At 39.6% G+C, this 22,234-nt stretch carries 18 protein-coding genes; 7 read left to right on the forward strand and 11 right to left on the reverse strand.

Annotated features, from left to right (window positions below; all coding sequences use genetic code 11):
• The first annotated feature begins 10 nt into the window (after positions 1–10).
• Positions 11–1,408: an oxygen-independent coproporphyrinogen III oxidase gene (gene hemN / locus AACW45_RS15745; protein ID WP_190633487.1), complete on the forward strand. Its 1,398-nt coding sequence runs from the start codon at positions 11–13 to the stop codon at positions 1,406–1,408.
• A 193-nt stretch (positions 1,409–1,601) separates the two neighbouring features.
• Positions 1,602–3,257 (forward strand): magnesium-protoporphyrin IX monomethyl ester anaerobic oxidative cyclase, encoded by a 1,656-nt coding sequence (bchE, locus tag AACW45_RS15750; RefSeq protein WP_190633488.1) that lies wholly within the window; start codon positions 1,602–1,604, stop codon positions 3,255–3,257.
• 676 nt (positions 3,258–3,933) lie between these two features.
• Here the strand turns inward: bchE and AACW45_RS15755 are convergent.
• Positions 3,934–4,191, reverse strand: a complete 258-nt coding sequence (locus tag AACW45_RS15755; protein ID WP_096643485.1) for a hypothetical protein — start codon at positions 4,189–4,191, stop codon at positions 3,934–3,936.
• A 579-nt stretch (positions 4,192–4,770) separates the two neighbouring features.
• Here AACW45_RS15755 and AACW45_RS15760 point away from each other — a divergent pair.
• Positions 4,771–5,124, forward strand: a complete 354-nt coding sequence (locus AACW45_RS15760) for a hypothetical protein (RefSeq protein ID WP_190633489.1) — start codon at positions 4,771–4,773, stop codon at positions 5,122–5,124.
• 310 nt (positions 5,125–5,434) lie between these two features.
• Here the strand turns inward: AACW45_RS15760 and AACW45_RS15765 are convergent, their stop codons facing one another.
• From AACW45_RS15765 to AACW45_RS15775, 3 genes are all read right to left on the reverse strand, one after another.
• The gene (locus tag AACW45_RS15765) at positions 5,435–5,671 is read right to left on the reverse strand and encodes a DUF4327 family protein (protein WP_096643483.1); all 237 of its coding nucleotides are present in this window, start codon (positions 5,669–5,671) and stop codon (positions 5,435–5,437) included.
• 805 nt (positions 5,672–6,476) lie between these two features.
• Complete coding sequence (gene rbfA, locus AACW45_RS15770; RefSeq protein WP_190633490.1) at positions 6,477–6,899, reverse strand: 30S ribosome-binding factor RbfA; 423 nt, start codon at positions 6,897–6,899, stop codon at positions 6,477–6,479.
• Positions 6,900–7,018: 119 nt separating this feature from the next.
• A complete protein-coding gene (locus AACW45_RS15775) occupies positions 7,019–7,216 on the reverse strand; it encodes a DUF751 family protein (protein ID WP_096643481.1) in 198 nt (65 codons plus the stop codon).
• A 152-nt stretch (positions 7,217–7,368) separates the two neighbouring features.
• Between AACW45_RS15775 and AACW45_RS15780 the strand changes: the two genes are divergently transcribed.
• Positions 7,369–8,202, forward strand: a complete 834-nt coding sequence (locus AACW45_RS15780) for a DNA adenine methylase (protein WP_190633491.1) — start codon at positions 7,369–7,371, stop codon at positions 8,200–8,202.
• 294 nt (positions 8,203–8,496) lie between these two features.
• On the opposite strand, the gene AACW45_RS15785 is transcribed toward AACW45_RS15780, so the two are convergent.
• From AACW45_RS15785 to AACW45_RS15795, 3 genes are all read right to left on the reverse strand, one after another.
• Entirely contained in the window at positions 8,497–8,973 is a 477-nt protein-coding gene (locus tag AACW45_RS15785; RefSeq protein ID WP_190633492.1) for a PD-(D/E)XK nuclease superfamily protein, read from the reverse strand.
• 421 nt (positions 8,974–9,394) lie between these two features.
• On the reverse strand, positions 9,395–10,624 hold the full coding sequence (locus AACW45_RS15790) for a HetZ-related protein (RefSeq protein WP_190546140.1): 1,230 nt from the start codon (positions 10,622–10,624) through the stop codon (positions 9,395–9,397).
• A gap of 368 nt (positions 10,625–10,992) precedes the next feature.
• Positions 10,993–11,649, reverse strand: a complete 657-nt coding sequence (locus AACW45_RS15795; protein WP_190633493.1) for an L-threonylcarbamoyladenylate synthase — start codon at positions 11,647–11,649, stop codon at positions 10,993–10,995.
• A 200-nt stretch (positions 11,650–11,849) separates the two neighbouring features.
• On the opposite strand from AACW45_RS15795, the gene larC reads away from it, so the two are divergent.
• A complete protein-coding gene (gene larC, locus AACW45_RS15800; RefSeq protein WP_190633494.1) occupies positions 11,850–13,133 on the forward strand; it encodes a nickel pincer cofactor biosynthesis protein LarC in 1,284 nt (427 codons plus the stop codon).
• Between the two features lie 193 nt (positions 13,134–13,326).
• Here larC and AACW45_RS15805 read toward each other — a convergent pair whose 3' ends face one another.
• Together AACW45_RS15805 and AACW45_RS15810 are read right to left on the reverse strand one after the other, a co-directional pair.
• Entirely contained in the window at positions 13,327–13,854 is a 528-nt protein-coding gene (locus AACW45_RS15805) for a hypothetical protein (RefSeq protein ID WP_096643475.1), read from the reverse strand.
• 71 nt (positions 13,855–13,925) lie between these two features.
• Positions 13,926–14,504: a DUF6658 family protein gene (locus AACW45_RS15810; RefSeq protein ID WP_190633495.1), complete on the reverse strand. Its 579-nt coding sequence runs from the start codon at positions 14,502–14,504 to the stop codon at positions 13,926–13,928.
• A gap of 592 nt (positions 14,505–15,096) precedes the next feature.
• Between AACW45_RS15810 and AACW45_RS15815 the strand changes: the two genes are divergently transcribed.
• Positions 15,097–16,020 (forward strand): lysylphosphatidylglycerol synthase domain-containing protein, encoded by a 924-nt coding sequence (locus AACW45_RS15815; RefSeq protein ID WP_190633496.1) that lies wholly within the window; start codon positions 15,097–15,099, stop codon positions 16,018–16,020.
• 35 nt (positions 16,021–16,055) lie between these two features.
• On the opposite strand, the gene AACW45_RS15820 is transcribed toward AACW45_RS15815, so the two are convergent.
• Both AACW45_RS15820 and AACW45_RS15825 read right to left on the reverse strand, forming a co-directional pair.
• Positions 16,056–17,387: a hypothetical protein gene (locus AACW45_RS15820; RefSeq protein WP_190633497.1), complete on the reverse strand. Its 1,332-nt coding sequence runs from the start codon at positions 17,385–17,387 to the stop codon at positions 16,056–16,058.
• A gap of 502 nt (positions 17,388–17,889) precedes the next feature.
• The gene (locus AACW45_RS15825) at positions 17,890–19,140 is read right to left on the reverse strand and encodes a hypothetical protein (protein WP_190633568.1); all 1,251 of its coding nucleotides are present in this window, start codon (positions 19,138–19,140) and stop codon (positions 17,890–17,892) included.
• A 230-nt stretch (positions 19,141–19,370) separates the two neighbouring features.
• Here AACW45_RS15825 and AACW45_RS15830 point away from each other — a divergent pair, with 230 nt between their 5' ends.
• Positions 19,371–22,016, forward strand: coding sequence for a CHAT domain-containing protein (locus AACW45_RS15830; RefSeq protein ID WP_190633498.1), 2,646 nt, complete (start codon positions 19,371–19,373; stop codon positions 22,014–22,016).
• Positions 22,017–22,234: the final 218 nt, after the last annotated feature.

A 22,234-nucleotide genomic window follows, 5' to 3' on the forward strand; every position in this document is an offset into this window, starting at 1 on the left:
TACTAGCATCATGAAATTGGCGACGCAAACAGTAGAATTCAACTCGGAGTTACTCAGAAAATACGACCAAGCTTTACCTAGATATACAAGTTATCCACCAGCAACAGAGTTAAAAGAGAATTTTGGCGAGTTGGATTTACGGACAGCTATAGCAGTTGGTAATTATAAAAATACGCCCCTTTCTCTCTACTTTCATATTCCTTTTTGTGAAACTGCTTGCTACTTTTGCGGTTGCAATACAATTATTACCCAACGCAAGGAAATCGTCGATCCATATCTCAATTATGTAGCGCGAAATATTCGCCAGTTTTCTGACTTAATTTCTGACAAACGCCAAGTTCATCAACTACATTGGGGAGGAGGAACGCCAAATTATTTAAATCAACATCAGGTAGAATTTCTCTGGAACAATATTAATCAAAACTTCCGCCTAGATGACAATGCGGAAATCTCTATTGAAATTAATCCCAGATATGTTGATAAAAATTATATCTTTTTCCTCAAAAGCTTAGGCTTTAACCGAATTAGCTTTGGCATTCAAGACTTTAACCCCCAAGTTCAAGAGTCAATTAATCGCGTCCAACCAGAATCTATGCTCTTTGATGTTATGGATTGGATTCGCGATGCAGGATTTGAAAGTGTGAATGTGGATTTAATTTATGGTTTACCTTATCAAAGCCTAGCTACTTTTAAAAATACAATTGCCAAAACTATCAAACTCGATCCCGATAGAGTAGCTGTATTTAACTTTGCTTATGTCCCCTGGATGAAGCCTGTACAAAGAAAGATTCCCCAGTCAGCATTACCTCCAGCTTCAGAAAAATTAGATATTCTGAAGATGACTATTGAAGAATTAACTGACAATGGTTATTGGTTTATTGGGATGGATCACTTTGCTAAACCCAATGATGAATTAACCATCGCTCAACAAGAAGGTAAACTGCATAGAAATTTCCAGGGATATACCACAAAACCCGAATCTGATTTATTTGGTTTTGGGATTACATCTATTAGTATGCTGCATGATGTTTACATTCAAAATATTAAGCAGCTAAAAAGCTATTATCAAGCAATTGATACAGGCAACATGCCAATTGAAAAAGGTGTCAGTCTCAACCGCGACGACATTCTGCGGCGGACTGTAATTATGGAATTGATGTGTCAGTTTCGTCTGTCAATTGATGATGTGGAAGAAAAATATCATATAGCTTTTGATACGGATTTTAATGAATATTTTGCTAGAGAATTATCTGAGTTGCGATTGCTAGAAGCTGATGGGTTAATTCGGATGATTTCCAATGGTATTGAGGTAACTCCGAGCGGCAGATTACTAATTAGAAATATTGCCTCCATCTTTGACGCTCATACCAGACAGCGAAAAAATGCAGCTTTTTCTAAAGCAATTTAAGAGAAGGCAGAAGTAAGAGGGCAGAGGGCAGAAGAAATATGCCCTTTCTTTACTCAAATAGAGGAATTAAATTGGCTTTAATTTACTTAGTAAATTAGCCAAACTCTATAATATTACATCCCTTCTGCCTCCTGCCCTCTGCCCTCTGCCTTCATCTTTCTTTCGTCCTCTTTCAAGCAGCAGGAAAAAAACTATGCGTATCATGATGATTCAGCCCAACTATCATTCAGGTGGTGCGGAAATTGCTGGAAATTGGCCACCTAGTTGGGTTCCTTATGTTGGTGGAGCTTTAAAACAAGCTGGCTTTACCGATATCCGTTTTGTTGATGCGATGACAGACTATATTCCTGATGATGTGTTAGCAGGAATTATCGCTCAACATCAACCAGATGTGGTGTTAGCAACGGCGATTACGCCGATGATTTATCAATCACAAATCACGCTACAAATTGTTAAACAAGTTTGCCCGAATGCGAAGACAATTATGGGCGGGGTTCACCCTACCTATATGTATAATGAAGTGCTGCATGAAGCACCTTGGGTAGATTATATTATTCGCGGTGAAGGTGAAGAGATTACAGTTAATTTACTACGCGCGATCGCAAATGGTACAGATGAGAGCGATCGCCGTAATATTTTAGGTATTGCCTTTCTGGAAGATGGTAAAGTCGTGGCTACACCAGCCCATCCCCCCATTGCTGACTTGGATACCCTCACCCCAGATTGGGATCTTTTAGACTGGAAGAAATATATTTACACTCCTCTGAATGTGCGCGTAGCTGTACCCAACTATGCGAGAGGATGTCCATTTACTTGTCGTTTTTGTTCGCAGTGGAAATTCTGGCGTAAATACCGTTCCGGTTCACCCAAGCGCTTTGTTGATGAAATCGAAATTTTGGTGAAAAAGCATAAGGTAGGCTTTTTCATTCTGGCTGACGAAGAACCCACCATCAACAAACCCAAATTTATTGCCTTATGTAACGAATTAATCGAACGCAATTTAGGCGTACATTGGGGAATTAACACCCGCGTTACAGATATTTTGCGCGATGAAAAAGAATTACCCTTGTACCGCAAAGCTGGATTAGTTCACGTTTCTTTAGGTACAGAAGCAGCCGCCCAATTAAAGTTGAATTTGTTCCGTAAAGAAACCACAATCGAACAGAATAAACGGGCGATTCAACTATTAAAACAAAATGGGATGGTTGCCGAAGCTCAATTTATTATGGGTTTAGAGAACGAAACCCCGGAGACAATTGAGCAAACTTATAAAATGGCGCTGGATTGGGAACCAGATATGGTGAACTGGAATATGTTCACACCTTGGCCATTTTCAGAATTGTTTCAGGAATTAGGCGATCGCGTCGAAGTTAGAGATTATTCTCAATATAACTTTGTCACGCCCATCATGAAGCCCACCGCAATGGAACGGGAAGAAGTTCTCAAAGGCGTGTTGCGGAACTACGCCCGGTTTTATATGCGCAAAACCCTTGAATATTGGTTTGTCAAAGATCCCTTCAAGCGCAAATATCTGTTAGGCTGCTTAAAGGCTTTTGCTCAAACTACCCTCAACAAACGCTTCTACAACCTCAAACGGGTGAAATATAAAGGACTACATACCGAAATCGAGTTAGGTTTTGATAAGTCCAAAATTCTCACGGTTGAAGAAATCGCTAAACGCAAACAACAACATCCAGAATTATCAGCCGATGTGAATTTTACTGGCAATATCGGCGAAATTTCCGCTTGTGGCGCACCTAACGATGTGAGCGAGATTTCTGCTTGTGGCGCGCCTAACGATTTAGAATATCATGGCGATCAAGAAGATGTTCCCAGCATGAAAATCTAACTTACCTCAGGCGATCGCTCTCTAGTTCTCTGACGCAATAAAAAAGAGCGATCGCGTTACAAAAATTTACATTTCTTATACTTTCTTATCCTCTCAAATTCGCCAACATTGTCATTACGAATTACGAATTACGAATTACGAATTAAAACTTCGGACTTTAGACAAAGACTATTAAAACTTGTAAAGACAGTTTTTAGCCCCACATCAATTACTAAAACTTCTGCTATACAAAACTTGGCTAAACTTATCTAAGCTTCACCATTCAACTAAAGTTTTCTTTAGAGGGTCTGCTTCCTGCTTCCACCAAGGGAGTCGGCTCCTTCTTGTCCACAGGCGTAAATTCGGCTCTAGCCGAGCCTATTTTGCGGTCTGTCAAATTTTTTTCTGAAGCTTTTAGCCATTGTTCAAAATTATTTTCCACCTATTTAAAGAATCTTGGTATCACCTTCGACCTTTTTAAAGGCTGGCTAGTAATGAACGCGACTGCGGTTTAGAAACCAGATATGAAGTTGGCCTTGGTTTTCGGCACTGATTCTAAGTTATCAGACAGTGAAAACGCTCTTCTGTTGCTCATTGTGACTAATTATAAGTAACTTTAGGAAAGTATTTGCCTATTTAGTCAAGCTCCAGACGGCACAGAGAAAATCTAGATTTAGTAAAAGTGGACAGAAATATTCTAAAACTGTAAAACGACATTTGACGCTAAAGGCATGATCGCGGTAGCAATATGAATAGTTTGGTTATCGGGATTCTGCCACTCTTTTACCAAAACAAACTCAGTCTCAGGATCGTAAAACAAAACTGCTAAAGATATCTGACCTTCCCAGCAATAATGTACATTACCATCGTGAGACAAGTAAACCGCACCTCTTCCGTGCCCATAAAAGCCACTCATAGCAGTTCGAGACAGAGTATTCCAAGAAACATATTTCATCACGCTACCTCTCTAACTAATCTTTCATATCGTTTCCATTCCACATATACTCATCAAAACATAGTTAATCCGTATAAAAACTGAGTTTGTTTATATTTTTTCACCCAACACATCCAGAATGCAGGTGCTAACTGGATGCAGCCTAACTTAGGCATCAGGCATAATCCAGCAGCAATAAAGGATGTTTTGTCATGACATCCTTTCTGTCTATGCCATATTGTTAACTCAGATACATATGTGATCAATCAAACAAACATCACATAAGCTAATGGGCGTCTAAATTGCATAACACCGTTGACTGTTAACTGTTGACTGTTAACCGTTGACTGTTAACCGTTGACTGTTAACCGTTGACTGTTAACCGTTGACTGTTAACCGTTGACTGTGAATACTCAACAGCCTTCATGACGGATTGTGCAACTTAAAAGCACAATAGCTTACCCATCTTTCTTGCAATGCCCAATGCCCAATGCCCAATGCCCAATGCCCAATGCCCAATGCCCAATGCCCAATGCCCAATGCCCAATGCCCCAATTCCAGTACCATGATTAATTATTAATCAAGCTGAATTTATAGCTTATGTCTTCCATACCCCTAACATTGAACTTGGTAGAAGGTTCTGTTTCCTTCAGTTTTTCCCCCCAAGCAGCACAGGAATTAAAAGCAGCTTTAGAAGAATTGGTATCTCGGCTAAAAACTGTCGCCGCTAAAACGACTCCAGGGGGCGGAAAAGTTACCCCCCAGACTCCCGTAGAATATCGCTACACGGGTGAAGTATTTTTAGAAATTTTCTGTAATCCGAATATTTGGCCGACACCCTTCGCTGCTAAAGTATTGCTTACCATCCGCGATTTAAATATTCGCTTAACCACAGAAGCAGAACTCACTCGCGTTATAGAAGACGTTAACCAATACTTAGAGCAAGTGGGCTAAGTTTGTATACTTAGGAAGGCTTTTTGCGAAAAATTACCGGAGCAGTCTAGCATAAAAAACTGCCCCGGTTAGGGAAACTACATACTATACTGGCGACATCGGATATATCAGAATACTAAGTGAGAATTGATTACCGATGCGATCGCTACTAAAAAAAGCTTGTATAAATCAGACTTTAATGCTTCTGTTTGAACGGGAATTAAAGATGCTGGATTTGGAGTAATCATGGTGAAAATCAGAGATTATCCCGCAAATTCGGCTCTCAATCCAAAATCAATAATTGAGTCCACATCAGAAATTTACTAATTGATTAGTCGTTATCCCATTCTTCACGACCAATCAGATCGCCAATGCGATCGCGTAACAAAAAATCACATTTTTCTAATTCACATTCAACGCAAACCCACTCTCTGGCAGGGATGTATTGGCAGAGTGTATATATTGGCTGTTGCCGGCTCACCATTCCCTTCTCAACTAGTCGGCGTGCTTCGTCTTGAATTACATCCAAAGAATAGTAACTGATAGAGGGCACCGTATTCACACTCATGATTTTTACTCACAAATTACACGTAGATAGTGTTCCCGATATTTAGATGGAACAAACATGACAACAATAGACTCGTAGCTAAGGTTTTGTAGTTTGCTATACGGAACTTATTTCATTTTGACGCTACACACCCTCAAATTATCTTAAGAAATGTAAAGAAAGTCAACATATTCTGACATTGTGGCTAAATATGCTTCATATAAGCATAACAGGGTAGTCAACATTACCTGCTATGTAGTGCAGCCGAAATAATTTCATCACCATATATGCAAATAGGTATGAGGTATTGGGGATGAGGCAAAAGTAATAATTGCTATTCCCTTATGTTCCTAATTCCTATGTTCAAGCTAGACAGTCATGCGATCAATCACACAACGAGGTTATGAAAATCTCTCTGAACAGTCAACCGTCAACAGTCAACCGTCAACGCTATTTCCAAGCTAGTCAATCATAGAAAAAACCCATAATAAAGCATGAAAATATCTCATACCGAGTCCTTAGTATGCAGTAATCTCTTGCAGAAATTAGAGTATAAACTGTTGCAAAGTATTAGGTTAAAGTACACCAGGAAATCATACAGCCTTTCATCTGTTAATTATTTCTTAAAGATGGGCATTGGGCATTGGTTATTCTTCCTCCTTGTCCCCCTTGTCCTCCTTGTCCTCCTTGTCCTCCTTGTCCCTAGTCCCTATCCCCTATCCATAGTCACATTAAAACAGACGTTTTCTAGTTACGTCTGTAAACTGATGAGCGAATTTTCAGCAGTTAATTGTTCCAAAAGTTACTTTGTTGTTTAAATGACTGATTACGCGAATTCATCATCCTCGTCGTCAGCATTGTCATCCTCTCCTGACATATTTGCGGATGCAAGTTCATGTTCAGTCTTGAGTTGATTCAATAGCGTTAAAACTTTTGTCCCGCGTTCTAAAGAACGGTCTTCAATAAAAATTACTTCTGGGGTGCGGCGTAGTCTTACCCGCGCCCCAAGTTCGCTGCGCACAAAACCTGTAGCCGACCTCAAGCCAGCCATTGTTTCTGCCTTGGCTTCTTCGGTGCCATAAATACTGACGTAAATTTTGGCATGTTGTAGATCCCCAGAGACATCAACATCTGTAACACTTACCATTCCTGTACCCACACGGTCATCTTTGATACCGTTGAGTAACATCTGGCTAACTTCCCGTTTGATTAATTCAGCAACGCGGGAAACGCGGCGATTTGTAGCCATAAAAATTTTGCCTCCTCACAGAGGTTGTACAACATAACAATAGAGAGAAATTTGGGACGATAGCGCTTGCCCAACTGTCTGTAGGGCAAACCCCCCTATAGCCCCAACCTAGATTTTACTTAATAGCCCAGCATAGCGCGCAGGGTAAAAGTAATAAAGGCCAAACCGCCAAACAATAACCCAATGAGAGGAATCAAGGTGATTGGGCGTTTCAACAGAGGAAACAAAGGTTCAAATGTATTCAAAAAAATCCCGGCGAGGATCGTAATCAAGTAGCGGGGGTAGCGAAAGACGTTATCCCAGAATCCGTCAAACATTTATTTAGGCTGCCTTGTTATAGACTATAAGTTTGTTTTGATATGCGTGTTTAATTTAATTGTAATGGATACTGTCTGAAAATTAATAATTTCCTATAAAATATGATTCGTTAGTTTATAGTAGTTAGATTTAGTAACTAAGTTCCAATGCAATGGTAAGCCAAATTCCTAAAGAAATTTACCCTCGTCCTTTTTTGAAATGGGCAGGTGGTAAAAGTCGGTTAATTCAACAATATATTCCTTATTTACCGCCAAAATATCAAACTTACTATGAGCCTTTTATTGGTGGCGGTGCTGTATTTTTTCATTTACAACCAAAAGTTGCTCTTATCACAGATATCAATGCCGAATTAATTACCACATATTGTTGTGTTCGGGATCGGGTTGAGGAATTAATTGACCTTTTGAAAGAACATAAACTTCGTCATAGTAGAGAATACTATTATACTGTAAGAGCCAACCCCGGAAATACAGATTTAGAAATAGCTGCCCGATTAATTTATTTGAATAAAACTTGTTTTAACGGTCTGTATCGAGTTAATTCTAAGGGTCAATTTAATGTACCCATAGGCAGATATAAAAATCCGAATATTTGTGACGAAGACTTGCTAAGAGCAACCTCAGCCGCACTTTCCCATACACAAATTAAACAAGCTGATTTTGTCGAACTATTAAATTATGCAACTAGCTGTGATGATTTTGTCTTCTGCGATCCGCCTTATTATCCTATAAGTAGTACGAGCTATTTTACAGGTTATAGTCGTAATTCTTTTAATGAAGAAGACCAAAAACGTTTACGCGATACATGCGCAAAATTAGCCAAGCGCGGCGTGAAGGTAATGGTATGTAATTCTGATTGTGAATTTATTAGAAACTTATATCAGGAAATAGATTTTAAAATTTATCCTATAGTTGCAGCTAGGTCAATTAATTCTAATACAAAAAAACGCGGCATGATTTACGAGTTATTAATTACTTCTTATTAAAATAAGCAATTGAAATATACATTATACAATGTTATGAAAAATTTTCAGCTATTAATAATTATTCAGATAAATTGTAGATAAATTGTAGGTTGGGTTGAGGAACGAAACCCAACATTTCCGGTTTGTGTTGGGTTTCACTTCGTACCCTACGGGAAGCAAGCTACAACCCAACCTACAGATTTTAAAGTTTTTGGCAATAAATGGTATTGCCACATAATAAATAAAATAAAAGTATGCGGAAATGCTCTATATAATAACAAATGACAAATGACAAATGACTAATGACCAACTCAATTAACAATGTTTATTCGCCCAAGCGATAAATCTATCTAAGTTATAAACACCTAATAAATTTCGATTATAAGTAACTTGTTGTTTGAGCCATTTAATAGCGCCTTCTCTCATCCCCTCGCCACCAATGACAACAATCGTTGGTGCTGGATAAGATTGCTGAATATTCATATTTAAATAAGGGAATTTTTCATCAACCGATCCCCCACTTTCTTGCCACTTACACTCAATAATTAGCCCTGCTGGGCTAACTGGTAAGCCAACAACATAAAAGTCTACTTTTAAAGCAGTCTGATAAATTCCTGTACCGATGGAAACCTGCTTGGCGTAACGTTTTGGTAATAAAGTGGCAGTTAAAAGAAATTCTTTAGTGACATGGTTCCCGACTTGGAAATAATGATGTCCGTTCAAGACAGCTTCGATATTACCTTCTAATATATTTCCTGACTTATTTGCTCTTGCGCCTTGAGTCATAGTCATTGTGAATCCCTGTGCCAAAATCGCCCTTGATTCTAGGATTCCACAGTAGCTGTCACAGATGGTATGTTATTTAATATGAATTTTCAATTTTGAATTAAAAAAGCTGAATTATTCGCAAGAGAAAATTAATTTTTATAGTACTTTTGTACCATTATTTCTGATAGTTTCCTATATATTTATAGTCATCATATTATGACTGCAAATCAATCACTTCACCCCCATTCCTAGCTTTTGTTATCAAAAGGGATGGAGGTAAAGTGAGATATTTGATTATGTTCACAAGATAAAGTTAATCAAAAATTAACTGACTAATTGCTAAAGATAGACGAGATGGCTAAAAGCCCGATGCTAATTCACTTTTACTGCAACATTGAAAGATTCATTAATTGAATCTGGGAAGGGAGATGAGTGGACGGTTGATTCAGTTTGCCTGTGCTTGAGTATTACCGTTGCGGATAGCCCATGCTAGATCTAATAGTTGAGTCCAGCGCTTTTGTAGTTGCTTGGGGGTGCATTTGAGGGTTTTGGCGATCGCTTGATCGCTGTGTCTGGCAGTTTTTAATTGTAAAATTTGCTGTTGTTGCTCTGTTAGCAAACCTAAAAATGTTTGCCACTGTTGCCCAGAAAGACCCAATCTATGCTCTAAACCTGCACCTAACCATTGATGGACTAATTGCCAATGATGTTGCTTGGCGAATTTTTCTACATGGTATTTAAAACGCTGTTGCAAGTAGTCGCGCTGACGGCTGCTTAAACCGAGAATTTGGTCAATTTCCGGTGCAGATAGGTCTTGTAGCTTCAATGTTAAGTAATCTACACAATCAGATTGACCTTGAGCTTCGAGATAATTAACTAACTCAGCAATTACGCGATCGCGTTCTGATTCTTCTGAGGGATCAAAATTATTTTGGGCGATCATTTGGGATCTGAGCTGTTGTACCGCCGAGTTCCGTTGGTAAGCTTCCCCTTCTTCACTCTTAGCCGACTCTACCGCCATTTCAATATCTACGGTAGTTTCTTGGGGTTGGCGACGGGCAAAGCCTTGAGCGCGTAAAATAATTAATTGCTGGCTAGCACTTCCAGGTAAATTAATCCGGCGCTTGGCATATTGTTCTGTAAACGCCATGTATTCGGCTAATTGCAACTGCGTGCGGGGGGTGTAATCTTCAGCTAATTCATTTTCCCGACGGAAAGCCTTAATCGCCTCAATATAAAAAGCTTGTAAAAAATCTTCAATCAGGTTGTAACGTCCTTGAAAGCCCATATCTGAGCCAGAAACAGTCACGTGGCGGTAAACCATAGCACCCAAATTGCTATGTAATTCTACACGCCCCCGGCGCGAACCTAGTTGATAATAACGCAGACACTTTTGCAAACGATGTCTGGCGAGTGTCAATTGCCAAGATTGGATTTCTCCTGAAGTTTGAATGCGGGTGCTTTTATCACAAATGCGTTCCACTTCTCTAGCTATGCGTTTTGCTACCGCTTGCGCACACCCAGGTGCGGCTTTTACTTGAGCTTGAATTTCTTCTAATAGCAATTGCATCAGAGTCTCAATATTGCTGGTATTGCTGGCGGTTACTTCTTTGCTGGAAACTGGGAATTCAAAAGCGGATGTAGAGATTGGCAGATTAGCAAGGTTAGCTTTCATAACTTTCACTAGAAGTGGTATTGCACCGTTATAACAATGTCCATTCAGCACCTGAGTCTAGTCTTGGTTAATAAATTTGGTATTTATCCATCAAGACTCGCCGTGAGCACTGCTCACTTATATGACTGTAAGAAATCTGAAAAAGTTACAGGGTTTCATTGTGTCGGTTTTTTCACAAGCAACCTCATTCAGGTGGCACAGGGGCAATTTACCATGTACTAAAATTTGCCCAAAACGATTGCTGTGCCGCACTTTCTCCCTATCTGCTGTTACCTGTTCTTGGCACCTGTAATTAGGACAATTGTTAAACTGGAGCGTATTTACTCAGATTTTCCGAAATGGAGGAATTAGTCAATGAAGTAGACTCGTTAAACCCACGCGGCTACTTCTTCCCAGCCTAAACCTCGTCTTGTCACCATTGGTTCTTCTCCGGTTAAGTCCAAAATTGTAGACACTTGATATGTAGGTTCTTCGCCAGTATCTACAATTACGTCTACCAAGTTATCCAAACGGTCAAACAGTTCGATGCGCGACAAACTAGATTCTGGATTATCTTCCAAATCGTCATCTACCTCATCTGGCGGCAGATGAGCTGAAGTAGAAATAATCGGATTTCCCAATGCTGTCAGTAATGCCAAACATACAGTATGATTGGGTACGCGAATACCAGTAGTTTTTCGCTTGGGGTTTTGTGCTAGTCTTGGTACCAATTTAGTAGCAGGTAAGAGAAATGTGTACGGGCCTGGGATCAAGCGCTTCATAATTCGATAGGCTGTATCACTTACGAAGGCATAAGTCGCCACATTTGAGAGTGAAGGACATAAAAATGTCAGTGGCTTGTCATTCGCTAGCTGCTTAATTTGCCGTACTCGTTCCACTGCCGATTTGGCATTCAAATCACAACCAATTGCATAGACCGTATCAGTAGGGTAGAGCATTACCGCGCCGCTAGAGAGTGCCGATTTTATTTCCTCTATACGGCGAATTTGAGGATTATCAGGATGGACTGTGAAAATTTTTGCCATAAAAAATTTAGGAAGGAAAATTGAGCGCTTGTCATTATCAAAAAAATATAAAAATGAATACCAAATTAGGCGGAAGTAAATACGACTATGTTAAGGCTGTTATGCGGTCATAATCAGCGATCGCGCTTTCAGTCATCAGTTATCAGTTTGTGTACTGTGTACTGTTAACTGATTACTATGTACTGATGAGAAATTCATATATGACTAAAGTTGCTTATCTTCAATGTCCATCGGGGATTGCCGGTGATATGTGTCTGGGAGCCTTGGTAAGTCTGGGTGTGCCTTTGGATTATCTCATTGAAAACCTCAACAAATTGGGAATTCACCAGGAATACCAATTAAGGGCAGAACTTGTCCAACGTCACGGACAGCAGGCAACCAAAGTTCATGTGGATTTAACACATGAGCATGGGCACCACCACCACGAACAGGAGCATCATCACCATCATCATCATGCACGCCACTTGCCAGAAATTGAGCAGATGATTCTCCAAGCCAAGCTACCATCGCGGGCGGAGGCTTGGAGTTTAGCTGTATTCCGCCAGCTAGCAATTGCTGAAGGGGCGGTACACGGCGTTTCCCCGGAAAAAGTTCATTTTCACGAGGTGGGAGCCGTGGATGCAATTGTGGATATTGTTGGTACTTGTTTGGGGTTAGATTGGTTGGGGATTGCCAGTGATGACGCAGGATGGCCTTTACTTTACTGTTCAGCGTTCCCCACAGGCGGGGGTACAGTTCGCGCTGCACATGGACGAATGGCAGTACCCGTACCCGCAGTTTTGAAGTTGTGGGAAATGCGGGGTTGTCCAGTCTATAGCAACGGGATTGAACGAGAATTAGTAACACCTACAGGAGCCGCGATCGCTACTACTCTAACCAGAGAGTTTGGTTCACCACCACCAATCACCATTAAACAAGTAGGATTGGGAGCAGGTTCGGCAAATTTGCCCATCCCCAATATACTACGGCTCTGGCTGGGCGAAAGTAGCAGTTTACAGTCAGATTTTACCAATTATGGGGATGCTAACCCAACCTTAGAAACTATCTCGGTTTTGGAAACCCAAATTGATGACTTAAATCCCCAAGCCATTGGCTATGTATTTGACGCTTTATTTGCTGCGGGTGCAGTAGATGTGTTTACCCAACCTATAGCTATGAAAAAATCCCGTCCGGGGATATTGATAACGGTGATTTGTCATCCAGAAAATTTACCTAACTGTGAAGCAGTTCTCTTTCGGGAAACTACTACATTAGGAATTCGCCGCACCACTCAGCAACGCACAATTTTACAACGAGAAATTCAACAGGTAGAAACTGCATATGGTTCAGTACGTGTCAAAGTAGCTTGGCAAGGAAAAGATATCATTACTAACGTCCAACCGGAATATGAAGATTGTGCAGAATTAGCGCGGCAAAACAATCTTCCCTGGCGAGAAATTCATCGTTTAGCGCTGCAAAGTTGGTATCTGCAAAAGTCAAATTAATCTCAGGTGCGCAATACCCAAATTGAGAAAACAACTGACAACTGACAACTGAGGAACGAAACCCAACATTTTCCGGGGTTTGTTGGGTTTACACACGGTAAGCCCAACCTACATTTACCTATAAAAAATAGGGCAAGCTTTTTGCTTTGCCCTACAATTAACCGATGAGTAATTAATGGGTAATTAAGTTAAATTATCTCAATGTATCTTTGACTGCATCTGCGGCATTTTCGCCAGCATTTTGGGTATTGTCTTTGAGATTTTCTACGCCGCGTTTGGTTCCTTTAGCAACACCTTCGCCTAACTCTTTCGCAGAGCTACCAATATCTTCACCGAGGTTTTTTACTCTTTGACCAAAAGGTGTACCTTGGCGGTAATTTTCTACATATTGGTCTACGCTGTCAATGCCTTTTTCATCAATATTTCTTTGAGCATTATCTCGCAGCGCTTTACTTCTAATTTCTGCGGCTCGTTGAGTATTTTCCGATCTGTAATCTACATCATTAAAGTTATTCATCCCACCGCTAGGAGTGTTGAGATCGTAACTTTTTGTAGGATCGTAACGTTCAGCATTAGGTGGTTGTGCGCTGGGTTGTGGTGGCTGTGCGGCTATGCCGGGATTATTACAAGCTTGTGTCAGCAACAGCAATGCACTAGCAACAAAAGCTGTTAAAACTTTCGCAGGACGAATGTTTTTTAACCAAGCAATAACTCTCTTCATTATGCGACTCCTTAGGTTATTTTGCAGAATTGAAAATTTAACTAATGACAAATGACAAATGACTAATTGTCCTATCTACCCACTGCTGGATCTTTTTGTAATTCAGGTCTAGCAGCTGCTTCATCTGCTTTATCTTGTAAAAAGCCGGAAGCATCTTTGAAAGTTTCTTTGACAGTTTCTAGTCTGTCGTGAATGCGATTACCAACATCTGATTGACGTTGATTTAAACCGCCTGGTTCAGGTTGTTGGAAATTCTTTTCTGTAATTAGTGGTAATTCAGCTTCTTTTCTGGCTCTACCTGCTGGTGTTTCTGCACCGGGGTAAAGTATTTCTGATTCTCGATTGACGTTACTGGTAGCAATCAATAGTTGTGAATTTGAATCTAGTAAGCTAGCTCGATCCTGTTGATTTTGGTTGCTAGGGTTAGTAATTTTGGGATCGGTGGACATTCTATAATTGGTATATTTATCCCCACCATTTTTGTAAGGATTATTTGCACCACCAGCTTGGACGGCGGGATTTTGGGGATTTGCACCTTGAGCATTTGTGCCACTACAAGCAGTGCTAAACATCAACAATAGACTGGCAAAACATACAGTCAAAATTTGGGTGAGCCGTAGTTTTTTTAATAAAGCTGTCAACCGCTTCACTCATTCCTCCTTACAACTATAAACAAGCCAATTGCCGCCGAACATGATTGCTAGTTCTGCGAGATTTGCTGTTGTTTTAAGTTGACTAAATTTTGTTCAACAATTATCAACAATATGGCGAGTTAATCGGCTTTTCCTCTAGCGTAAGTCACATTTAAATTGCAGCTAATACGCGATTCTTATCTAACCCAAGAGAGATATTATCTAAGTCAATTAGCTAGGGATACTGATTACAGGCATTTTCGCTATTGTTGGTAATATATAATTTTGTTTAGCAATTAATTTTTAAATTTATATTTACTAAGATAACTTTGTTAAATAATATTAACTAGACAGTGAAATTATAAATCCTCATAGTTGAGAGACTTTTGATAAGTAACTATGTACAATCGGAAATGCGACGAAAGCAAAAATTTTCTTTGATGATAAAATTTTATAGTTTGTAGTGGAATTGATAAAAAATGTCACAAAAAATACATCGATTTTTTGACTATTAACAGCATATTTGATGCATGAATTAGTTGAGATGTGTTGATGTAGCTCAAAATTTGAGATGTTCAGCTTAAGAAGATTTAACCGTTAAATTACTGGAATGTGGAAGAAAATTTTACGTTGGATAATTTTAGGCGGAACGCTGTTTTTTTTAGGTAAAGCCTTAAAGGATCATTGGCAAGAAGTAATTAATATTGAAATTGATGCGATCGCCTGGGCGATTTTAGCGATCGCCACCGGTGTCACCTTATTAGCACATACTTGGGCTGGCTGGATCTGGACTTGGGTATTAAGGGAGCTAAATCACCCTGTAAAATCTGTAGAGTTTATCCAGGTTTATTTAAAAACTAACATCGCTAAGTATTTACCGGGTAATGTATGGCACCATTACGGGCGAATTGTTGCCGCTAAAAATGCTACTGGTTCTCTGGGTGTAGCTACCTTAAGCGTAGTCATGGAACCTTTGCTAATGGCGACTGCGGCTTTAATTTTTATTGTAATTTTTGGTACACAACTAACATCTGCTGATGGTATTGTGTGGCGGATATTACAATTTCTCTGTTTAGGTGCGATACTAGCGGCGCTACATCCCGTGTTTTTTAATCCAGTTATTCAGTTACTCAAAAAACTTACAGCTAAAAAACTGGATAAAGATAGCAAAGAAAGCGTGAATCTCAATATTGAACGCTATCCTTTACGCCCATTGTTAGGAGAGTTAGGCTTTTTAGGATTGCGGGGTACTGGGTTTATTTTAACGGTTTTTGCCTTGGGGCCTGTACAAGCTGATGATATTCCCTTGTTACTGGGTGCTTTTAGTTTTGCTTGGCTGTTAGGCTTTGTGCTTCCTGGCGCGCCTGGGGGGTTAGGAGTGTTTGAAGCAACTGCGATCGCGCTTTTGCAAAATCATTTTCCTCCAGCTTGGGTGATTAGTGCGATCGCTCTCTATCGTCTCATTAGCATTATCGCCGAAACTGCTGGTGCTGCCCTAGCCTGGCTCGACGAACGCCTAACAAATGACTATTGACTATTGACCATTGACTATTGACCATTGACTATTGACTATTGACTTTTATCTAATCGCATTTGTGAAAATACTCGATAATCATCTAAAGTTTGCGAGTTACGACTAGACTGTGTTTTTTCCATATTAATTAAATTGTATTCAACATTCTCTGCATAAATTGCAAAAGTAATATTGAAAAATTCCAGAAAATTAATAAACCATTTACATTCTTCCTCTGGATAGTTTTCGTAATAACTAATTAAATGAGCGATGCGAATTTCTAAATGGCTGCGAGAGTTGCGCGAAATTAAAATAATCTTTAACAAGACAATCACTAATGTTAAAGGATTACCTCCAGAAAGTAATAAAATAAATAATGGTGAAGGTTCTTTACCCGTTTCGATTGTTATACAGTCAATTATGCGGTTACAAGTTCTCAAAATTAAGTTATTATTAATAATTTCTTCATTAGCGTCTGATTTCCAGTTATCTAATTTTTCTGAGAAATATTTCCGGACATTATTGATTAATTCTTGGTTATCTACAGTAAAAAACAAATATTTTTTGATACTTTCTTTAAAATCTTTTAAAGTCTGATTCGCGGTTTGGTTGATAAATATATTCGCCAGATTTTCATAACTGAATACCCCTTTTTTGACAACAATGGTTTTGATGAGCCGCAACACATTATCGCCTAAAATAGTAGGGTTCTTATAACGTTTATTACTAGAATTAGCAGACTGAGAACGCGCCACGTACATAGCCAGTTCAAATTTAAACTTATCTTTCATCTGACGAGAAAGCTTTCTGGCTACTTCTTGTTGCTCTCTTGGTCTTTTTGCATCAAAAGATTGAGCGACTAATAAATAAGAAGTGTAGCGATTAGACCAATTACTATTACCTTCATACTTTTGTGCTTGTTTTTTGTATTTATAAGCTAAATTTTTGAGATCCTTATAGTCTTTACTTTCAACAAAATTTTTCAGCCAACCTTGAAAAACTTTAGTTTGTGGGTGATTGCTATATACTGAATTTTTAGAACTTTCAAATAATTTAATTATTTTTTGAATATACTTATATTTTCTTTGAGCTTCCCAATTATTAACGATTATATAAAAGCAACGTTTTATTGTATGATAGAATTCTTTTTCACTGCGCAAAAAAGAAATTCCATATATGCCTGTAGATTTACCTAAACTCACTGAATCAAGAAAATCGATAAATAATCGTTTAAATTCGTTTAATACCTCATCTGGCGGACATTTTTGGACAATTTCAATTAAGTAGCTATAGAGTCTTTCCTGTGCAATTTGGTGATTGCTCTGTTGAGACTTGTACTTAACAAAATCTTGCTGTTCCTGACTACCATCGAAACTGTTACTTGTCATCCCAGTGCTAAAGACCCAAAGCTTACTGATTTTATTGTTATCAGCTTAACCTTGGGACACAAGAGCATCAATCTATTTTTCAAAAATTAAATAATTTTTTTCAGAGAATTTATGGAAAAGTAGCAGAAATCCGCTCAAAACTCCAATAAATTACTGTTATATAGCAATACGGTTCAGTTACAGAAGTTTTCACTTATTTAAACCACATCTGTCGTAGGGAACACCGACAATCTTTTGGTACATACAATAATTTTACTAGTGCCGTGCCCCTACAGCGTGGTCTATTTACCTGAAAATTAAGAAGCGGTAATCGGGCAATTGCACAGGATAGATTTTTTTAACCGCAAAGGTGAGGCAGTGCGTTGCGGAGAACACTGCGTTGGGCGGCTCTGCCGACTTGTTCGCGCAGCGTCTCCCCTTGGGAGAAGCAAGTGTCCATTGGGGTTGCCCCGTTGGTATTATATCGTTAAATGTCCATAATTATTGACCATTGACCACTGAACTATTCCCCATCCCTAGAAGCAGCTTGATTAATTTGATTATTTTGCAATTCTTGCATCAATGCATCAAACTCGCTAGCACCAGCTTTTCTAATTAATAAACCGTGAATTTTAGCGGTAATATCATCCATATCATTAGCTAACCATCTACCCATATTTTTGATAAAGTTTTTCAGCTTTTCAAACATGCTGAGTTCTGCGGTAGAGTATTGATCTTTATATGGATATACTACTTTGCCTTTCTCGGTTTCAAAGTATTCTTCCTCTGGCATTAACATTGATTTTAGTGGATCTGTTTGTCTGGCTAAATCTGTTTCCACTTTCTTATGACTGAGGAATAAAATATCATATACTTTATTGTTCCATGTTACCCAATAATGATTTTGAAAGAACCAACGTTTACCATCATCACAATTTGGTTCTCTGCCTCTATAAGGTGTTTTTCCTGCTTCACTTAAAAAGGGTTTGGGAATTTTCTCAATATTGAGATTAGGAATCCCAAAATATTCCTCAGCTACTCGTTTAAAAGCTTCAGCTAAAGTTTGACAATCACCTTCTCTGGTTCCTGTTAACAACTTTTCTGCGCTTTTACTCACCATTGTGTATTTAAAGCCGATATTTTTAAAGTTGTTAAATAGCCCTTCTAAAATTTTATCTGTGGGTAAGGTTTCATCTATGCCATGTACGAGTTCTTTAGCTACTAAATAATCTTGTAAAAACTTTTGTTTTTGGGGAGAGACAGAAGTTTCTCCTCCTGCTGCTTCAGCCTTAACTTGTCCTTCTTCTTTGGCTGGTAATATTTGATTTTCTCCGTTCGCTGTATTTATTTGATTAACTACCTTAGCAGCCACATTATCAGCTTCTTGTTCGTATTTGTCTCCAGGTTGGCCGATAGTAAGTTGGGCTTGGATAATTGAATCTTGAGGACGATTTGTGGCTATATTATCAAAGTTATGCCCAACACCATAACCTTGTTCGCCTGTGTTTTCCCAAAAGCTATCCATCTTGGCTTGTAATACAGTCAGTCGCTCTTGTCCTTCTGGAGTTAAGCTACCATACTTGGCTTGAATAGCTAACTTTGTCGCTTCTATTTTATGTTGTTGAAATTGTTGGTTAGCAATTTCTAGCTGGGTAAGCGGTTTGGGAGAACTTTGTTTAGTTTTGTCAAGCGATCGCGGTGATGGGAACAGACTAGACTCTAACTTAGAAGTTGATGAGTCAGCTTTTTTGTGGATTTGCAGTCGTTCTTTCATCGCCCATCTCACATCTTGACATTGGTTAGTTAACTATATTATCTCACTGCTTTCTGTGTCACTGTTTTAGACTTTAGTTTACTTTTACGCGATGAATCAGAGGAGACGCGATGATTCAAAACAGACGCAATGATTCAAAACAGACGCGATGAATCGCGTCTCTACAAGAGCGCCCAATCTCCGGTACTATTTGAATGCAGACTTCTCTGAACTAGGCTGACATTTATCCCATGAGGAAAGTAATTCAATTTTCTCTGCTCAATTTGCGCAAACTTTACAGGCAAAATTATAAAGTTTTATGTCTGCTGTTTTACTTTCTGTTGGCGTTGCTGTGCAGTCTGAATACTCCTATCATGGCGGCGGTTCCGGGAGTTAAACCTTCTTCTCAATCCATTATTAACCAAGTCGCCAGCCCTGATGCTTTACTGCAACAAGGTAAATTGCTTTACGATGCAGGGAGGTTTGCTGAGGCGGTAGAGGTATTACAGCAAGCTGTGAAGGCTTACCAAAATCAAGGCGATAATTTAGCTCTGGCGGCAACTTTGGGAAATCTTTCTCTAGCTTACCAGCAAGTTGGTAATTGGACGCAGGCGCAGCAAGTAATTAGCCAAAGTTTAATTTTGCTTAAAAAAGACGCAAATAAACAAAATTCATTAATATTTGCGCAAATGCTAGATATTCAAGGACGCTGGCAAATTTCCACAGGACAAGCTGAGGCGGCTTTAATTACTTGGCAACAAGCGGAAAAAATTTATACACAATTAAATAACCAAAATGGTATAGTCAAGTCTCTGATTAACCAATCACAAGCTTGGCGTAGTCAAGGGGCTTATCGACGTGCCAAAGAAATACTGAAAGAAGTAGATAAAAAATTACAATTACAACCAGATTCAATCGCCAAAGCAGTGCAATTGCGATCGCTCGGCGATATTCTTTTAGCAATGGGTGATGGGGAAAAGTCGCAAACTCTGTTACAGCAAAGTCTGAACATCGCGAAAAATCTGCAATCGAGTGCAGATATTGGCGCTAGTTATTTGAGTTTAGGCAATAACTACCGCACGCAGCAAAACAAAGCACAGGCGATCGCTGATTATCAAAATGCTGTGGAAATATCCCCTTTTCCCTTAACTAAAGTGCAAGCGCAGCTAAATCACCTCAGTTTGTTAATTGAAAATGGCGAATTAACAGCAGCGACAACTCTAGTACCAGGTATTCAATCTCGACTGGCGCAACTGCCTAATAGCCGTGGTAGTATCTACGCTACTATTAATCTGGCGCAAAGTCTCAATAAGTTAGTCAAAAATCCTGATGCTTACCCTAGTATCAGTTATCAAGATATTGCCCCCCTACTAGTCAAAGCTATTGCCCAATCTCGCAGTTTAGGCGATCGCCAAACGGAAGCCTATGCAATTTTGAGTTTAGGTAATTTGTACGAGCAGACGCAACAAACTCAAGAAGCACTCAAGCTGACGCAACAAGCCTTAGTTTTAGCCCAAACCAGCAATGCACCAGAAATTGTTTATCGGGTAGATTGGCAACTAGGGAGATTACTTTGGGCAAAAAATGAGATAAAAAATGCGATCGCTGCTTATGATGCAGCTGTAGATACTCTGCAACTACTGCGCCGTGATTTGGTTACAGTTAATCAGAACGTGCAATTTAACTTTCGTGACAGCGTTGAACCAGTTTATCGTGAATCAGTAGAGTTATTACTGCAATCCCAAAGCGAAGAACCAGATGAAACCACATTAGATAAAGCCCGCCAGCGCATTGAAGCTTTACAGTTAGCAGAATTAGATAATTTCTTTCGCGAAGCCTGTATTTCCGGTCAAAATGTGCCTTTAGATAAAATCGTAGACCAAGATAATCCGCATACAGCTATCTTGTATCCCATCATACTTAAAAATCAAATTCAAGTAATCGCCAAAATTCCCAAAACACCGCTAAAGCATTACAGTACAGCAATTAGCGATACAGAAGTCAACCAAGTTATAGCAGAAATGCGGAGAAGCTTGGTAAATCCGGCTGCTACTAATACAGTGAAAAAGCGATCGCAACAAGTTTACAACTGGCTGATTGCACCCATTGAATCGGAATTATCAGCCCAACAAGTAAATACCTTAGTGTTTGTCTTAGATGGAGCTTTCCGCAACATCCCAATGGCATCGCTGTATGATGGTAAAAAATATTTAATTGAGAAATATGCGATCGCTCTCAGCGTTGGCTTGCAACTTCTCGACCCCAAACCATTATTAACACAGCAAATCCGCGCCCTCACCGCCGGACTTACAGACCCGCCACCAGGGTACAATTATTTTCCTAGTCTTCCAGGCATCAAATCGGAATTTGAGTCAATAGCTCAATCTGGAGTCACCACCACCAGCATCATTGATGCTCAATTTACCCGTCCCGCCCTAGAAACAAAAGTCAATACCGCTCCTTTCAACGTAGTGCATCTAGCGACCCACGGTCAATTTAGTTCCCGTGCCGAAGATACATTTATCTTGGCTGCTGATGGGCCGATTAACGTTACTCAATTTGATAGTTTGCTACGTAACCGTGATGAAAGCAAACCCCAACCCGTAGAACTATTAGTTTTAAGTGCTTGTCAAACAGCAGCCGGAGACAACCGCGCCGCCTTGGGTTTAGCCGGTACCGCAGTTAGAGCCGGCGCACGCAGTACCATAGCATCTCTGTGGCAAATTGACGATCAATCAACAGCATTTTTTGTTGGTGCTTTCTACAAACAACTCAAAGAAGGTAAAGTCACCAAAGCCCAAGCCTTACGCAACGCCCAACTACAACTACTCCAACATCCCAACTACAACACCCCTAGTTTTTGGTCTGCCTATGTTTTGATAGGAAATTGGCTTTGATGGTCAATGGTCAATAGTCAATGGTCAATGGTCAATGGTCAATGGTCAATGGTCATTTGTCCTCCTTGTCCTCCTTGTCCCCCTTGTCCTCCTTATCCTCCTTGTCCTCCTTGTCCCCCTTGTCCCCCTTGTCCCCTTCCCTTCCCTGCCCAATGATCACAAAAATTTAATAATTCAACATTATTGGCATAAATCTCGCAAATCAGGCCGATATGTGT

This window comes from Calothrix sp. FACHB-168, from assembly GCF_963889195.1.
In the GTDB taxonomy this organism is placed as follows: domain Bacteria; phylum Cyanobacteriota; class Cyanobacteriia; order Cyanobacteriales; family Nostocaceae; genus Aulosira; species Aulosira anomala_A.

Excerpts from the sequence above, each read along its gene's own strand:
- hemN (WP_190633487.1), top strand. The coding sequence starts at position 11 with ATGAAATTGGCGACGCAAACAGTAGAATTCAACTCGGAGTTACTCAGA.
- bchE (WP_190633488.1), top strand. The coding sequence starts at position 1,602 with ATGCGTATCATGATGATTCAGCCCAACTATCATTCAGGTGGTGCGGAA.
- AACW45_RS15755 (WP_096643485.1), bottom strand. The coding sequence starts at position 4,191 with ATGAAATATGTTTCTTGGAATACTCTGTCTCGAACTGCTATGAGTGGC.
- AACW45_RS15760 (WP_190633489.1), top strand. The coding sequence starts at position 4,771 with ATGTCTTCCATACCCCTAACATTGAACTTGGTAGAAGGTTCTGTTTCC.
- AACW45_RS15765 (WP_096643483.1), bottom strand. The coding sequence starts at position 5,671 with ATGAGTGTGAATACGGTGCCCTCTATCAGTTACTATTCTTTGGATGTA.
- rbfA (WP_190633490.1), bottom strand. The coding sequence starts at position 6,899 with ATGGCTACAAATCGCCGCGTTTCCCGCGTTGCTGAATTAATCAAACGG.
- AACW45_RS15775 (WP_096643481.1), bottom strand. The coding sequence starts at position 7,216 with ATGTTTGACGGATTCTGGGATAACGTCTTTCGCTACCCCCGCTACTTG.
- AACW45_RS15780 (WP_190633491.1), top strand. The coding sequence starts at position 7,369 with ATGGTAAGCCAAATTCCTAAAGAAATTTACCCTCGTCCTTTTTTGAAA.
- AACW45_RS15785 (WP_190633492.1), bottom strand. The coding sequence starts at position 8,973 with ATGACTATGACTCAAGGCGCAAGAGCAAATAAGTCAGGAAATATATTA.
- AACW45_RS15790 (WP_190546140.1), bottom strand. The coding sequence starts at position 10,624 with ATGAAAGCTAACCTTGCTAATCTGCCAATCTCTACATCCGCTTTTGAA.
- AACW45_RS15795 (WP_190633493.1), bottom strand. The coding sequence starts at position 11,649 with ATGGCAAAAATTTTCACAGTCCATCCTGATAATCCTCAAATTCGCCGT.
- larC (WP_190633494.1), top strand. The coding sequence starts at position 11,850 with ATGACTAAAGTTGCTTATCTTCAATGTCCATCGGGGATTGCCGGTGAT.
- AACW45_RS15805 (WP_096643475.1), bottom strand. The coding sequence starts at position 13,854 with ATGAAGAGAGTTATTGCTTGGTTAAAAAACATTCGTCCTGCGAAAGTT.
- AACW45_RS15815 (WP_190633496.1), top strand. The coding sequence starts at position 15,097 with ATGTGGAAGAAAATTTTACGTTGGATAATTTTAGGCGGAACGCTGTTT.
- AACW45_RS15820 (WP_190633497.1), bottom strand. The coding sequence starts at position 17,387 with ATGACAAGTAACAGTTTCGATGGTAGTCAGGAACAGCAAGATTTTGTT.
- AACW45_RS15825 (WP_190633568.1), bottom strand. The coding sequence starts at position 19,140 with ATGAAAGAACGACTGCAAATCCACAAAAAAGCTGACTCATCAACTTCT.
- AACW45_RS15830 (WP_190633498.1), top strand. The coding sequence starts at position 19,371 with ATGAGGAAAGTAATTCAATTTTCTCTGCTCAATTTGCGCAAACTTTAC.